This is a genomic window from Comamonas sp. BIGb0152 (assembly GCF_024809975.1).
In the GTDB taxonomy this organism is placed as follows: Bacteria; Pseudomonadota; Gammaproteobacteria; order Burkholderiales; family Burkholderiaceae_C; genus Comamonas.
In genome coordinates this window covers 121615-136780 of sequence record NZ_JANUDY010000006.1, presented here as the reverse complement: position 1 = coordinate 136780, position 15166 = coordinate 121615, and the positions used below count along the sequence as shown (strand labels likewise).

13 protein-coding genes are annotated in these 15166 nt (G+C 64.6%); 6 read left to right on the top strand and 7 right to left on the bottom strand.

What is annotated here, in order from left to right:
• Positions 1–35 precede the first annotated feature (35 nt).
• The 4 genes from M2375_RS13540 to M2375_RS13525 form a co-directional block, all read right to left on the bottom strand.
• Positions 36–1679, bottom strand: a complete 1644-nt coding sequence (locus M2375_RS13540; RefSeq protein ID WP_259167998.1) for an MFS transporter — start codon at positions 1677–1679, stop codon at positions 36–38.
• A gap of 45 nt (positions 1680–1724) precedes the next feature.
• The gene (locus tag M2375_RS13535; protein ID WP_259167995.1) at positions 1725–3623 is read right to left on the bottom strand and encodes an amidohydrolase; all 1899 of its coding nucleotides are present in this window, start codon (positions 3621–3623) and stop codon (positions 1725–1727) included.
• 75 nt (positions 3624–3698) lie between these two features.
• Positions 3699–4394 (bottom strand): hydrolase, encoded by a 696-nt coding sequence (locus M2375_RS13530; RefSeq protein ID WP_259167992.1) that lies wholly within the window; start codon positions 4392–4394, stop codon positions 3699–3701.
• A 62-nt stretch (positions 4395–4456) separates the two neighbouring features.
• Entirely contained in the window at positions 4457–5167 is a 711-nt protein-coding gene (locus tag M2375_RS13525) for a pirin family protein (RefSeq protein ID WP_259167990.1), read from the bottom strand.
• A 121-nt stretch (positions 5168–5288) separates the two neighbouring features.
• On the opposite strand from M2375_RS13525, the gene M2375_RS13520 reads away from it, so the two are divergent.
• A complete protein-coding gene (locus M2375_RS13520) occupies positions 5289–6236 on the top strand; it encodes a LysR family transcriptional regulator (RefSeq protein WP_259167987.1) in 948 nt (315 codons plus the stop codon).
• Between the two features lie 13 nt (positions 6237–6249).
• Here M2375_RS13520 and M2375_RS13515 read toward each other — a convergent pair whose 3' ends face one another.
• Positions 6250–7203 (bottom strand): DMT family transporter, encoded by a 954-nt coding sequence (locus tag M2375_RS13515; RefSeq protein WP_259167983.1) that lies wholly within the window; start codon positions 7201–7203, stop codon positions 6250–6252.
• A gap of 294 nt (positions 7204–7497) precedes the next feature.
• Here M2375_RS13515 and M2375_RS13510 point away from each other — a divergent pair, with 294 nt between their 5' ends.
• Positions 7498–7881 (top strand): VOC family protein, encoded by a 384-nt coding sequence (locus M2375_RS13510; protein ID WP_259167980.1) that lies wholly within the window; start codon positions 7498–7500, stop codon positions 7879–7881.
• Positions 7882–7933: 52 nt separating this feature from the next.
• Here M2375_RS13510 and M2375_RS13505 read toward each other — a convergent pair whose 3' ends face one another.
• A complete protein-coding gene (locus M2375_RS13505; RefSeq protein ID WP_259167977.1) occupies positions 7934–9130 on the bottom strand; it encodes a multidrug effflux MFS transporter in 1197 nt (398 codons plus the stop codon).
• A gap of 178 nt (positions 9131–9308) precedes the next feature.
• The gene (locus M2375_RS13500) at positions 9309–11333 is read right to left on the bottom strand and encodes an acetoacetate--CoA ligase (protein WP_259167974.1); all 2025 of its coding nucleotides are present in this window, start codon (positions 11331–11333) and stop codon (positions 9309–9311) included.
• 738 nt (positions 11334–12071) lie between these two features.
• Between M2375_RS13500 and M2375_RS13495 the strand changes: the two genes are divergently transcribed.
• From M2375_RS13495 to M2375_RS13480, 4 genes are all read left to right on the top strand, one after another.
• Positions 12072–13148: an acyltransferase gene (locus tag M2375_RS13495; RefSeq protein WP_259167971.1), complete on the top strand. Its 1077-nt coding sequence runs from the start codon at positions 12072–12074 to the stop codon at positions 13146–13148.
• Between the two features lie 215 nt (positions 13149–13363).
• On the top strand, positions 13364–13996 hold the full coding sequence (locus M2375_RS13490) for a DUF924 family protein (protein WP_259167969.1): 633 nt from the start codon (positions 13364–13366) through the stop codon (positions 13994–13996).
• A gap of 109 nt (positions 13997–14105) precedes the next feature.
• Positions 14106–14648, top strand: coding sequence for a bacterioferritin (locus M2375_RS13485; RefSeq protein ID WP_259167965.1), 543 nt, complete (start codon positions 14106–14108; stop codon positions 14646–14648).
• Positions 14649–14710: 62 nt separating this feature from the next.
• Positions 14711–14953, top strand: coding sequence for a hypothetical protein (locus M2375_RS13480; protein ID WP_259167963.1), 243 nt, complete (start codon positions 14711–14713; stop codon positions 14951–14953).
• The last annotated feature ends 213 nt before the right edge of the window (positions 14954–15166 follow it).

Sequence of the window (15166 nt, the reverse complement as noted above, 5' to 3'; positions counted from 1 at the left end):
GCAGGCGCTGGCTGCGGGCTAGGGGTGCGCAAGGATCAGACGCGGCCCTGCGCGGGGTGGTTCACCGACAGGAAATGCTTGACCACAGGCGGCTCGCTGCCTTGGTGGTACTGCGCCACTTCGCTTTGCACATCGGCATCGCTATGGGTCACCCGCTTGTGCTGGCGCAGGTGCTCGGCCCAGGATTCGACCTGGAACCACTCCATGAAGTGGTCCTCGGCTGCGGTGTCCTGCACGATGCCCCAGGTGTAGGCGCCATCGCGGCGGCGGGCGGCAGACAGGCGGGCCAAGGCTTTGAGGAAGGCGGGCTGCTGGTCCTTGGCGACCTGGTAGTGGATCTGGATCATCACCGGGCCCCGGTCCTTGTCGACTGGGTTGGCGGTCAGCGGCTCGGGCCAGTGGTTGGAGGGCACCAGGTCGGCTTCGCCTTCGGGCAGCTTGATGCGGTGGGCGATCAGGCCCATGACGACGAGGCCCACGGCGCCGATCAGCAAGGTGCTGGGGACGCCCATGGCCTTGGCGGTAAAGCCCCAGCTCAGGCTGCCGAAGGTCATCGCGCCGTTGAAGACGGTCAGGTAGACGGCCAGTGCGCGGCCCCGCACCCAGTTGGGCAAGATGGCCTGGGCCACGCCATTGAGGGTGGTGAGCGCGGTGATCCAGGATTGGCCCAGCAGCAGCAGTGCCAGCACGGCAGCCCACTGGGGCGGCGAGGTGGCCAGAAAAGCCATGACGGCCGCAGAGACCAGGGCAGACATCAGCAGCAGGCCATCGGACGACAGGCGGCTGCGCAGCTTGGGCAGCAAGAAGGCACCGCCAATGGCGCCGACACCGACGGCACCCAGCAGCACGCCGTAGAAGCCGGCCCCACCGCCCAGCAGCTGGCGGGCCACTAGGGGCAGTAGCGCCCAGACCGAGCTGGCCAGTGCAAAGAACAGAAAGGCACGCAGCAGCACCACATGCAGCTCGCGGCTGGAGCGGGCATAGCGCAGGCCGGCACGGAAGGCCCCGGCAAAGCGCTCGCTCAGGTCGTCTTGCTCGGCCTTGGGGCGGGGCCACCACAGCAGCGCGGCAATCACAAAGGCGTAGCTGATGACATCCACCCCGTAGGTGACGGAGGCCCCGAGGCCGGCCAGCACAATACCACCCAAAGCCGGGCCAATGGCGCGGGCAATATTGATGCCCAGCGAGTTGAGCGCCACGGCCGATTTGAGATCACGCTTGGCCACCAGCTCGGGCACGATGGCCTGCCAGGTCGGGCCCATCAGCGCGGCGCCAATGCCGCCCAGAAAGGTCAGTGCCACCAGCGAGCCCACCGTCTGCATGCCCATCGCCGACAGGGTCATCAAGCTGATGCTGACGCAGGCCAGCAGCACCTGGATGGCGATCAGGAATTTGCGGCGGTCCAGGATGTCGGACAGCACCCCTGCGGGTATCGCCAGCAAAAAGGCCGGGGCCGAGGCCGCTGCCTGCACCAGGGCGACTGCCGTGGGCGAGGGCGAGAGGTCGGTCATCAGCCAGGCGCTGGCCACATCGCGCACAAAGCTGCCGGTGTTGCCGACGACGGTGGCGATCCACAGCACGGCAAACAGCTTTTGCTGCAGCGGGGCAAAGCTGCCACTTGCGGTGCTGGCCGGGGCCGGTGGCGGCGCCGGGGGATGGTCGGGATGGGGGTGGTTCATGGCGGGTCTCGGGTCAGCAGAATTTGAAAAGGGGTGTGAGATCGCTCAGGACATCCAGCAGGAGCAGCCCAGCGCGCCAAAAAAGCCTTGCATGTCGGAGGCCGGCACCTGGGAGGCCCAGGCATTGGCATGCTGATGGCCATGCATGCCGCATTGGCTGCCGCAGCCGCAGGCAGCAGCCAGGCTGCGGTAGCGGGCGGGGTTCAGCGAGTGTTTGCCGGCACCTTCGGGCTCGCCCCAGGCGCCATAGCCACCAAAGCGGCGCACGGGCGACCAGTCGGGCATCGCAGGGGGCAGGGGGTTGTCGTCATGGCGAACAAAGCTGCCTGCGCCGTACACCACCCGGCCACCGACAACGGTCAGGTCCGAGGTGAGGAAGGAGATTTCGTCCTCGGCCACCTGGAAGTAGTCCTTGCTGGGCACGATCAGGTCGGCGAACTGGCCCACCTGGATGCGGCCACGCGCACCTTCCTCGTTGGAGAACCAGGCCACGTTTTCAGTCCACATGCGCAGGGCGGTTTCGCGGTCGAGCAGGTTGCGCTCGGGGTACATCTGCATGCCGCCCACGGTTTTGCCGGTGACCATCCAGGACAGCGACACCCAGGGGTTGTACGAGGCCACGCGGGTGGCATCGGTGCCTGCGGAGACCTTGACGCCTTTTTCCAGAATCTTCTTGACCGGCGGTGTGGCTTCCATCGCCTTATGGCCATAGCGCTCGGCAAAGTACTCGCCCTGGTAGGCCATGCGGTGCTGCACGGCAATGCCGCCACCCAGTGCGGCGATGCGGTCGATCGAGCGGTCAGAGATGGTTTCGGCATGGTCAAAGAACCAGTTCAGGCCGTCGATGGGGGTCTCCTGGTGCACCTTCTCGAAGACATCGAGCGCGCGGCTGATGGTTTCGTCATAGGTGGCATGCAGGCGCCAGGGCCATTGGTTTTGCACCAGCACGCGCACCACATCTTCCAGCTCGGTCTCCATCTGCGGGGGCATGTCGGGGCGGGGCTGGCGAAAGTCCTCAAAGTCAGCGGCTGAGTACACCAGCATCTCGCCGGCGCCATTGTGGCGGAAGTAGTCGTTGCCCTGCTTGTATTTCACCGACTGGGTCCATTGCAGAAAGTCGTCCTTCTCTTGCTTGGGCTTTTGCGTGAACAGGTTGTAGGCCAGGCGCACGGTGATCTGGCCTTGCTGGTTCAGTTCTTCGATGACTTGGTAGTCATCGGGGTAGTTCTGCGAGCCACCACCGGCGTCGATGACACCGGTGACGCCCAGGCGGTTGAGCTCGCGCATGAAGTGGCGCGTGGAGTTGACCTGGTACTCAAAGGGCAGCTTGGGGCCCTTGGCCAAGGTGGAATAGAGGATGGTGGCATTGGGCTTGGCCAGCAGCAGGCCTTGCGGGTTGCCCTGGCTGTCGCGCACGATCTCGCCGCCCGGTGGCTGGGGCGTGTCGCGGTGGTAGCCCACGGCGCGCAGCGCAGCGGCATTGAGCAAGGCGCGGTCATACAGGTGCAGCAAGAAGACGGGCGTGTCCGGCGCAATCGCATTGATCTCGGCCAGGGTCGGCAGGCGCTTTTCGACAAACTGGTGCTCGGTAAAACCGCCCACCACGCGCACCCACTGCGGCGCCGGCGTGATCGCCACCTGCTGGCGCAGCATCTCCAGCGCATCGGCCAGCGACCGCACCCCGTCCCAGCGCAGTTCCATGTTGAAGTTCAGACCGCCCCGGATCACATGGGTGTGGTTGTCAAACAGCCCGGGCAGCGCACTGCGGCCTTGCAAGTCAATCTTGCGGGTGCCGCTGCTGGCCAGCGCCAGCACCTCGGCATCACTGCCCACCGCCACAAACTTGCCATCGCGGATGGCCACGGCGCTGGCCGTGGGCTGGGCCTTGTTCAAGGTGGTGAAGCGGCCGTTGTGAAAAATGGTGTCGGGGCTGGAGGGGGTCATGGCAGTGGCGGGAGGTGGCGGGTGGTGCGGGATGGCGGGCGGCGGTTGGGGGGTGCTGCCCCCACCTAAAAGCGATTAAACAGCGGGCTTGGGGCCGATGGTGTTGCCGTGCTGTGCACGCTCTGGCGCCTTGTGCACCATCGTGTAGGCATAGTCCACGCCCATGCCATAGGCGCCGGAGTGTTCACGCACGATGTCCATCACGGCGTCATAGGTCTCGCGCTTGGCCCAGTCGCGCTGCCATTCCAGCAGCACCTGCTGCCAGGTGACAGGCACCACACCAGCCTGCACCATGCGCTGCATGGCCTGGTTGTGCGCTTCGAGCGAGGTGCCGCCCGAGGCATCGGACACCATATAGATCTCGTAACCGGCGTCGTGCATGGCGCTCAAGGCAAAGGTGGTGTTGCAGACTTCGGTCCACAGGCCCGAGACGATGATTTTCTTGTGGCCTTTGGCAACGTTGGTGGCCAGCGCATCACGCACATTCTGGTCGTCCCAGGAGTTCATTGAGGTCCGCTCCAGGATGGGGTTGCCGGGGAAGACATTCAGCAGCTCGGGGTAGGTGTGGCCGGAGAAGCTGTGGGTCTCCACCGTCGTGATGGTGGTCGGCACGCCAAACACCTTGGCCGCCTTGGCCAGGCCCACCACATTGTTCTTCAGGGTCTGGCGGTCGATGGACTGCACGCCAAAGGCCATCTGCGGCTGCTGGTCGATAAAGATCATCTGGCTGTTGGCGGGGGTCAGGACTTCGAGGAAAGATTTGTTGGTCATGGTGCGTGCTCTTGAACGGTTTAAAACGGGAAGGACGGTTTCTACAAAGGATCTACAGGTGCTCAGTTCAGGGCCGGTGCATCCACCAGCACGATCTCGGTGTCTTCCGTGGCGGTGATACGGATCGTGGTCTCGCCATGGATGGCGGCACCATCGCGGCTGGACAGGGCCACACCGTTGACCGAGGCACTGCCCTTGGCAAGGACCAGGTAGCCGTAGCGGTCGGCATGGTCAAAACCGTAGTCCAGGCTTTCGCCGGCCTTGATCGTGGCGCCCAGCACCCGGGCATTGGCACGGATGGGCAGGGCGTCGCCGTCGCCGTCCATGCCGCTGGCCAGGGTGACGAACTTGCCGCTGCGGTCGCCCTTGGGGAAGGGCTTGGCGCCCCAGCTGGGCTTGTCGCCTTGGCGGTCGGGGAGGATCCAGATCTGGAAGATGCGGGTCGTCGTGGACTCCAGGTTGTATTCCGAGTGGCGCACGCCGCTGCCGGCGCTCATCACCTGCACATCTCCGGCTTCGGTGCGGCCCCGGTTGCCCAGGCTGTCTTCGTGGGTGATGGCACCTTCACGGACATAGGTGATGATTTCCATGTCGGCATGGGCGTGGGGCGGGAAGCCGGTTTGCGGCGCGATGGTGTCATCGTTCCAGACCCGCAGCGCGCCCCAGTTCACGCGCTGGGCATCGCGGTACTCTGCAAAAGAGAAGTGGTGCTTGGCATCGAGCCAACCGTGGTTGGCACCGCCCAGGCTGTCAAAGCTGCGTCGTTCAATCATGTCTTTCTCCAGGTGTTTTGTCGTCGATGAAGAAAGTGTAGGTCGCCTTGACTATGATTAAAATAGAAAATATAGAAAAGCATTCATTCCATATTTGATGTGATAAAGAAAGCGATAAAGCATGAGCAAGCTGCCTGACCTAGAGGCCTGGGCCATTTTTGCCAAGGTGGCCGAGACGGGATCGTTCGCCCGCACCGCCGCCGAGCTGGCGCTGTCGCAGGCGACGGTGTCCAAGGCCATCACACGGCTGGAGGGCCGCATGAAGACCAGCCTGTTCCACCGCACATCCCGCCGCATGGCGCTGACCGATGCTGGCAGCAGCGCGCTGGAGCGGGCCACGCGCATCCTGCAAGAGGGCGAGGCGGTGGAGGCCGACATCACAGACCGCTCCACCAGCCTGCGCGGCCAGATCCGCATTGCCGCGCCTATGTCGTTTGGCATTGCGCGGCTGTCGCCCATCCTGCCCAAGTTCATGCAGATGCACCCGGATGTGGAGCTGAACCTGCACTTTGCCGACGAGCAGGTGGACCTGATCCGCGACCGCTTTGACCTAGCGCTGCGCATTGCCAACCTCAGCGATTCCAGCCTGATTGCGCGCACCCTGTGCAAGGTGCGCATCTTGCTGGTGGGGTCACCGGCCTACTTTGAGCGCCATGGCCACCCCACGCACCCGCGTGACCTGGCGCAGCACAAGGGACTGCAGTACAGCCTGGCGCGCTATGGCAGCAGCTGGCGCTTTCGCCATGCGCGGCATGGCGAGTACACGCAGGTGATGCCGATACAGATGCAGGTCAACAATGCCGAGGCCTTGCAGCCGGCGCTGCTGGCGGGCATGGGCCTGGCGCTGCAGCCCTCATTTTTGGTGTGGCAGGAGCTGCGCGATGGCAGCCTGCAGACGGCCATGCCGGGCTGGGAGGCCGATGTGCTGTCGCTGAACATCGTCACCCCGCCGGGCCGCAGCCGGCCCGCGCGCGTGCAGGCCTTTATGGACTATGCCGCCCAGCAGTTCATGAACGAGCCTTGGGCGGAGCTGTCGGAGTACCTGGCCCAGAATCCGCTGGCAGATTGAGGCGAGGGCAAGCTTAGCGCGCTGCTGCTGCAGCAGGCTTGCGCGGTGGGCGACGGCCCCAGTTCATCACGGCGGTGCCGACGATCGCCATCGCGCCACCGGCCAGCATCGATGCATCGACCTGCTCCCCCAGCCACAGGGCCGAGCAGGCCACGCCAATCACCGGCACCAGGGTGATATAGCCCGATGCGGCCCCGGCGCCCAGCGCCTTGACGCCGTCAAAATACCAGGCGTATGCCAAGGCGGTGGAGCCCCAGGCCAGGAACAGCAAGGCGCCCCAAGCGGGCAGGCCGGCATCCACGGCCTTGGCCATGCCCTGCGGCCCTTCCACCACCAGGCTGGCGACCATCAGCATGACGGCGCCGATGCTGGCAGTGACGGCCGTGGTGGACAGTGCATCGACCCCGGCGAGAATGGCCCGGCCTATCAAGGTGTAGCTGACCCAGCAAGCCACGCAGCCCAGGATCAGCAGCTCGCCATGGCCCAGGCCACCGGCCAACAGCTGGACCGGATCGCCATGCGAGATGACCAGCACAGCTCCGAGAGCGGCCAGCACCATGCCCAAAGCAATGCTGCGGTTGATGCGTTCCTGAAAAATCCATACCGCCAGCAGCAAGGTGAGCACCGGGTTGAGCGTGATGACCAGGGCCGCCTTGCTGGCGGGCAGGTACTGCAGGCCGCTCAAAAAACAGGCCGCGTAGCCAAACACCCCGGTGGTGGCGGCGGCCACCATGCCCAGCCAGCGCTTGGGCGACCAGTGCTTGAGGCCGGCCATGCCGCCAACGGCATACAGCCATACCAGCAGCACCAGCGCCGCCAGCACAAAGCGCAGGCCCGATGCAGCCAGCGGCGGCATGTGCTGGGCGACCATGCGCCCGCTGGGCCAGGAGGCGCCCCAGAGCAAAGCCATGCCCATCAAGCGCAGGTGTGACGAGGCCTGCGGGCCGAGAATATTTTGTAGATGCATGTTTGGATGGCGCACCCGAGCGAGGCGCATGTAGCCTGCTCTCACAGGCTCGGGGGCGACTATAGCCACTGTGTGGGCTTTGTGGTTGGCAGGCCGGGGACAGGTGACCAAGGCCAGGGGCTAAGCAGCGGCCGCCGTCCGGGCGGTGGCTGTTGCGTGTTGGCTGCAAACCGGCCTGGGCGATGGTGGATACTGCGCGACAAGCGCGCGTTCTCAGCCGCCCGCAAGCGCCGCTATAGTGGCAGCTGCCCGACCTTTCACTACCGTTTTTCCCACCCCTGCAAGGAGACTCCCATGTTCAGCCACATCATGCTCGGCACCAGCGATCTGGAGAAATCACGCCAGTTCTATGACGCCTTCCTCGCCGAGCTGGGCGTGCCCGCCGGCGCCGCCAACAAGAACCGCTATTTCTGGCGCGGCAATGGTGGCACCTTCAGTGTCAGCACCCCCATCAATGGCGAGCCTGCCTGCCTGGGCAATGGCAGCACCACCGGCTTTGCCGCCAGCAGCCCCGAGCAAGCCAATGCAGCCCATGCTGCGGGCCTGGCCCACGGCGGCGTGACCTGTGAAGACCCACCGGGCTGGCGCGGCGAAGGCCCCGCAGCCCTGTACCTGGCCTACCTGCGCGACCCCGATGGCAACAAGCTCTGCCTGGCCTACCGCCAGCCCAAGCCCTAAGAACCCAAAGTAAAAACGCCCCGCTACTTGCGGGGCGTTGTCATGGCCAGTGTCACACCTTGGCGCCGCGTTTGCCGCCCAAGGTGATCCAGGTCAGCAGCACGCCGCACAGCGCGCCGGTGGCCATGCCCACTACCATCGGCAAGGGCTTGCCGCTGGAGAACACGCCCACGATTTGCATGGCCACCGCACCGGTCAGCATCTGCAAGGTACCCAGCAAGGCCGAAGCGGTGCCGGCAATCTGACCATGGGCTTCCAGCGCCAGCACCGAGGTGGTGGGGATCACCAGGCCCATCAAGCCGCTGGCCACAAAGTACAGGCCAATCAACACCGCGAGCTGGTCGCCGCCCATCAGGTAGTAGGCCAGCAGGCAGCACATCACCACGCCGCTGGCAGTGGCGGCCAGCTTGACGACGGGCACCAGGCCATAGCGCTTGCCCAGCATGCCGGTGAACTGCGCAGCCCCAATAAAGGCAATCGCATTGAACGCAAAGGCCAGGCTGTACTGCGTGGTGCTCAGGCCATAGTGGTTGATCAGCACAAAGGGCGAGCCGGCCAGGTAGACAAAAAAGCCGGCCATCGCGCAGGCGCCGATAAACACCAGGCCCAGGTAATGCCAGTCGCGCAGCAGCAGGCCATAAGCTTTGAGCACGCCGCCCAGGCTGCTGTCCACGCCGCTGCTGGTGGCGCGGGTCTCGGGCAGGCCACGGGCCATGGCCACCATGCCGATGAGGGCGGCCACCGCCACCACCCAGAACACCATGCGCCAGCCGCCCAGCGCAATCACCCCGCTGCCGGCCAAGGGCGCGAGGATGGGCGAGACGCTGAACACCAGCATCAGCAGCGACATCATGCGGGCGGCCTCATGGCCGGTGTGCAGGTCACGCACCACGGCGCGCGGAATGGCCATGCCAGCTGCCGCGCCCAGGCCCTGGATAAAGCGCAGCACCACCAGGGTGTGGATGTCTTGCGCCAACGCGCAACCGACGCTGGCCAGCACAAAAATGGCCAGACCCAGGTACAGCGGTTTCTTGCGGCCCCACATGTCGGCCAGGGTGCCAAACAGCGGCTGGCCCACGCCCAGCGCCAGGAAGAAGGCCGTCAGGCTGGCTTGCACCGCCCCGACGGGCGCTTGCAGGCTGGCGCCAATCTGCGGCAAGGCCGGCAGGTACATGTCGATGGCAAAAGGGCCAATAGCGGATAACAAGCCCAGGATGAACACCAGGCGCAGGGAAATGGATGAAGGCATACACGTTGCAGACACGCAGGCGGGTGGCCGGCGTGTCTTCATGAAGAGGGTCGATGGGGGAGAAGGCGCTGTGGCGCGGGCCCTGGGGGCTCAGGCGCCGAGGCTGTCGGTCACAGCCGGTGCATCTCGATAGATTTCCATTATCCCACCCTCCTTCCAACGCTGCAGCGCAGGGCTTTCAGCCAGCAGTTGGCTGGCCGTGCCGCGCCAGGTGCTGTGTTGCAAAGGCCTCGTACCAGGGCAGGCAGCCGGGGTTGGCCATGGTCTGCGGGTTCAGCACCTGCTGCGCGGGCTGGCCCAGCAGCAGTTTTTTGATCGGCAGCTCCAGCTTCTTGCCGGTCAGGGTGCGCGGTACCTCGGCCACCTGCACGATGGTGTCGGGGATAAAGCGGGGCGACAGCGCGGTGCGTATCGCCTGCTCGATGCGGCCCTGGATCGCGGCATCCAGCACCAAGCCGTCTTGCAGCACCACAAACAGCGGCATATAGCTGTCGCGGCCCAGGTACTCCAGGTCGATCACCATCGAATCCTGCACCTCGGGCAGGGCCTCGATGGCGTTGTAGATCTCGCTGGTGCCCATGCGCAGGCCCTGGCGGTTGATGGTGGCATCGCTGCGGCCATAAATCACGCAGCTGCCGTCGCCGTTGATCTGAATCCAGTCGCCATGCCGCCAGATGCCGGGCCAGTGGTCGAAATAGCTGTCCAGGTAGCGCTGCTGGCCCGGGTCGTTCCAGAAGTACAGCGGCATCGACGGTATGGGCCGCGTGCAGACCAGCTCGCCGACTTCGTCGCGCACGGGCTGGCCTTGTTCGTTCCAGGCTTCGACCGCATGGCCCAGCCAGCGGCACTGCATGCGGCCAGGGGCCTGGGGCAGGCGGCGGTTGCCGCCGATAAAGGCGCCGCAAAAATCGGTGCCGCCGGAGATATTGCACCAGAAGACCTCACCCGCACCGGCCGCCTGCAGCTGGGCGCTGCCCCAGCGCTGCACCTCGGGGGCGAGGGGCGAGCCGGTGCTGCCCAGGGTGCGTACCTGCTGCAGGCCGGGGATGGTGCCCACCTCCAGCCCGGCCTTCATGCAGTTGCTGAAATAAGCGGCACCCGCGCCAAAGATGGTGGTGTGGTGCCGCGCCGCAAAGCGCCACAGCACGCCCCAATCGGGCTGGCTGCTGCTGCCAGCCGGGTGGCCGTCAAAAATGGTGATGGTGGTGCCAAACAGCAGGCCGCTGACCTGGATGTTCCACATCACCCAGCCGGTGGAGCTGTACCAGAGAAAGCGCTCGCCCGCGTGGCTGTCGCTGTAGCTGGCGCCCAGGTCGTTGTGCAGCCCCGCCACGTGCAAGGCCAGCAAAATACCGCCGGTGCCATGCACGATGGGCTTGGGCAGCCCCGTGGTGCCGCTGGAGTAGACGATCCAGATCGGGTGGTCAAACGGCAGCCATTCGGGCTCGAAGGCGGCCACGGCCTGCGCATCCTGGCCGCTGGTGGCCCAGTCCCAGCTGTGGCTGCCGACCTGGGCGGCGGCATAGGGGCTGCGCACGGTAATGCAGTGCTGCACCGTGGGCAGCTCGGCCAGCAGCGCCTGCACCACGGCACTGCGGTCCAGCGGTTTGCCGCCGTAGTACACGCCATCGACGGCGATCAAGGCCTTGGGCTCGATCTGCTTGAAGCGATCGACCACGGCGGCCACGCCCATGTCGGGTGCGCAGACGCTCCAGATGGCACCCAGGCTGACACAGGCCAGCATGGCGACCACCGTCTCGGGGATGTTGGGCAGGTAGGCGGCCACGCGGTCGCCCCGGCCGATGCCCAGGCCGCGCAGCGCCAGCGCGACGGAGGCCACCTGGCGCTGCAGCTCGGGCCAGTCCAGCTCACGCACCTGGCCCAGCTCGTTGTCGCTGATGATGGCCGGCACGCCGGCCCGTTGCGCCGCCGCCGTATGGCGCAGCAGCTGGCGCGGCAGGCTGACCTGGGCGCCGCTGAACCAACGCGCATGGGGCATGGGGTCGTCGCTCAGCACCTCGGTGATGGCGGTGGGTGATTCGAGCTGGTAGTAATCCCAGATGCTGCGCCAGAATGCAGCCAGGTGCTCGACCGACCAGGCATGCATGGCCTCATAGCTGTCAAATGGCAGGCCGTGTTGCTGGCTGAGCCACTGCTGGTAGTGCTGAAGTTGGGGTTTGGGGTGGAGGGCTGGGGTGTTCATGGCAGATGAGAATGCGTGTGCCGAGCGTACGCAAAGCGGCGTGAGCTTGCACGGGGGTTAGCACGCAAGCTGTCACCCTGGCAGCAGCCGCGCAGCCGCGCAGCCGCGCAGCCGCCGAGCCCTGGCCTGCAGTTCTGGCCGCTGCAATGTTATTTTTTGTCAGCATCTCCGCGCTGTTTGCGTTGGCACCCTGCGGGTTGCTGGCACAATTCCCGCCCGGGTACTGACGGCTGTGCTGGGGCTTTTCCTACAGCGCGCGTGCCGCCCTGCGGGCGATCATCGGTTCGCAGGCGCTGCACTTGTGAAGGGCCTGCAGGTAGCCCAGGCATGGCGAGGGGCTGGAGATGGAGATAGAGGAGCGAGGCAGCGGCAGGGCAGGTAGAGTCCGGGTCAGCCAGCGCCAAGCACAGGCAAGCGTGCTGCAGCGATATGTGGGGATTGGTCACAAAATAAAGCATCCATCCCGGAACTAAATCGATAGGCTGCACTTCTTATCCGTCGCGCTTGGCCGCACAGATTTTTTTCTCCGCTGCGTCCTGCCAGCCAGGGACAAACAGGGCCTGACCAGGCCCGTCCGGTCAGCTTGAGCGCCGCTTGGCGCGTTAAGCACAGATGTTTATTTCCCCAGCACGCGCTGTCTTGGCAAGGCCTCCGGGCCATGGCCTCGGCAGCGCATAGATGGCATGAAGTCTGGGAGTGCAGCAAAGGCGATGGCCCGCTGCGGTTGATGGGAGATCATTGGTTTTGTCTGGATTCCGTTTGAAATACAACCCTGCGCTGGATGGCATGCGCGCAGTGGCGATTGTCCTGGTGTTCTTGTCGCACGCCCATGCGCCTATGTTTGACGGCGCCTTCTTTGGGGTGGACCTGTTCTTCGTGCTCAGCGGCTTTTTGATCACCTCGCTGCTGCTCAAGGAGCACCAGCAATCGGGTCGCCTCGACTTTTGGCGCTTTTACCAGCGCCGCTTTTTGCGCCTGGCACCGGCCTTGCTGCTCTTCCTGGCTGCCTACTGGCTGTTTGCCCCGCTGATCTGGCCGGGCATCGAGGATGTGAACCAGGATGTGCTGGTCTCCGCGCTCTACCTGGCCGATTACGGTATTGCCTTCTTCGACAGCCCAGACACCTTGTTGCATATGTGGTCGCTTTCGGTGGAAGAGCACTTCTACCTGGTCTGGCCGCCGCTGTTGGTGCTGCTGCTGGCGCACACCGCCCGCAAGCAACTGTGGCGGCCCATCATGCTGCTGGTGGCGCTGATGTTTGTCTGGCGCGCCTACTGGGTGGCCCAGGGCCAGCAGTTCTATGAGATCTTCTTCCGCTTTGACACCCGTGCCACTGGCATGCTGCTGGGCAGCGCGCTGGCCGCCGTAGCCGTGCACCGCCCCGCCTGGATGGATGCCTTGCATGCCCGCCAGAAATACCTGCTGTGGCTGCTTCCGGTGCTGCCCTTTGCGGTGATTGGCTACCAATGGGATGACGCAGGCGCGCTGCTCTGGGGCTTTGCGTTGGTGGAGCTGGTGGCCGCTGCCGTCATCGTTGCCGTGGTCAAGCAAAAGGGGGTGTTGTTCGACATGCTGAGCCTGCCCGTGCTGGTGTGGGTGGGCAAGATGTCCTATGGCATCTACCTCTGGCACTACCCGGTGGTACGCCTGCTGCGCGCCCACACCGACTGGCAGTGGGTGGTGTTGCTGGGCTTGCCGATTTCGGCGGCCTTTGCGGCGCTGTCCTTCTACACGGTGGAGCGCTGGGCGCTGGGCTGGCGCGACCGCGCAGGCAGCAAGCCCATGGCGCAGCCAGCGGGCTCGCGCACCGCTTAAGAGTCGCTAACACGACCCAGCAAACCGCAGGTTGGCGGTTGAGACTAGGCGTCCTGCCGCAGGCAGTACAGTAGTACGACAAGGCAGGGCAACGACGTATCAAGGGTTGTGTTAGCGACTCTAAACCTTTGCCAACCAGAACAAAGCCGGGCCTTGCCCGGCTTTGTGGTTTCTGCATGGTACAAACCGTTTTTGACCCTCTACAGGCCCCTGCCATGACCACTGCTTCCGCACCTTCGTCCATTGCCTCTGCCGACGAGGTCCTGCAATTTTGGCTCGGTGCCGCCCGCCCCAGCAACAGCGAGGCGCTGCAGTGCAAGCAGCAGTGGTTCAGCAAATCGGATGACCTGGATGCCCGCATTCGCCAGCGTTTTGAGCCGGCGGTGCAAGCGGCACTCCAGGGTGGCTTGGCCGGATGGGCCGACGGCGTCTGGGAGACGCTGGCGCGCATCCTCTTGCTTGACCAGTTCACGCGCAATATCTACCGGGGCACCCCCGCCTCCTTTGCTGGCGACCCTTTGGCGCTGCAGCTGGCGCTTGGCCTGTGCGACAGCGGGCAGGACCAGCAGCTGCCCGCCGTTATTCGGGTGTTTGTCTACCTGCCGCTGGAGCACGCAGAGGACCCCGCCCTGCAGCAGCGCAGCGTGCAGCTGTTTGCCCAGTTGAAGGACAGCCACCCAGCGCCCGACGAGCTGCAGGCCTACTTGCAGGGCACCTGGGACTATGCGCTGCGCCACCAGGCCGTCATTGCGCGTTTTGGCCGATTTCCCCACCGCAACGCCATTTTGGGCCGCAGCAGCACGGCGCAAGAGCAAGAGTACCTGGCGCAACCCGGCGCAGGTTTTTGAACTTTTAGCGCAAGTACAGTAGCCCTTGTCTCACAGACGCGGGGCTGCTGCGGGCTTACCTTGGAGGGGTAGTGTTCACAAAACAACCTCCCACACAAAGGAAGCCACGATGCTAGATAAATCCCGCACCCCGCTGGCGCTTGATACCAAGCGTCTCGACGCCGCCAAAAAGAGCCTGGAAGAAGGCGCTGTGCTGCCCGATGACTCTCCTTACCGTGAGGACATCATCCGCCTGCTCAATGACTCGCTGGCCACCGAGCTGGTCTGCATCCTGCGCTACAAGCGCCACCACTTCACCGCCACCGGCCTGGAATCCCCGGCAATTGCCGAGGAGTTTTTGGTGCATGCGCAAGAAGAGCAGGCCCATGCGGACCGCATTGCGACGCGCATTGTGCAGCTGGGCGGCGAGCCCGACTTCAACCCCGACAGCCTGACGGGCCGCAGCCACGCCGACTACAACGACGACATGGACCTGCACGCCATGATCCGCGCCAACCTGGTGGCCGAGCGTGTCGCCATCGAGGCCTACACGCAGATGATCGACTTGATCGGTGACAAGGACCACACCACGCGCCGCCTGATCGAGCAGATCCTGGAGCAGGAGCAAGAGCATGCCGATGAGCTGTCGGACTGGATGAAAAAAGCCCGCTAAATACCTCTACCCCAACCGCAACCGAGTTGCGGTTTTTTTTATGCCAATAGAGTGATACACGGATGACCGATACAGAAGCAACGCGCAAGAACGCCAAACATCTGCTCTACCTGATGGTGAATGAGGAGCTGTTGCGGGCAGGCGATGGTTTGGATGCCCAGGCCCTGGGCAACGTGCTGGAGCGCCATGGCGTCAGCGCAGATGCACACCAGCCCGCGCTGGACTATGCCTGCGAGCAAGGCTGGTTGCAGCAGGGCGAGAACGGGCAGCTGCAGATCACCGAAACCGGCTTTGCATTGGATTGAGACGTAAAAAAACCACTGCTGGCTGACCAGCAGTGGCTATCAAGAGCACGGCCCAGACGCAATGGGACAAGGTCTGGCCGGGCTACGCACTAGGGATCCTCTGCATAACCCCCGCCCAGTGGAATGGACGCGGACCATCGGAGCCTGCGTTCAGGTCAAAGCAGGGCGTTTTGCAGAGGGGCCCTCAAGGCGTTGTGGGTGCTGTGCGGTTGC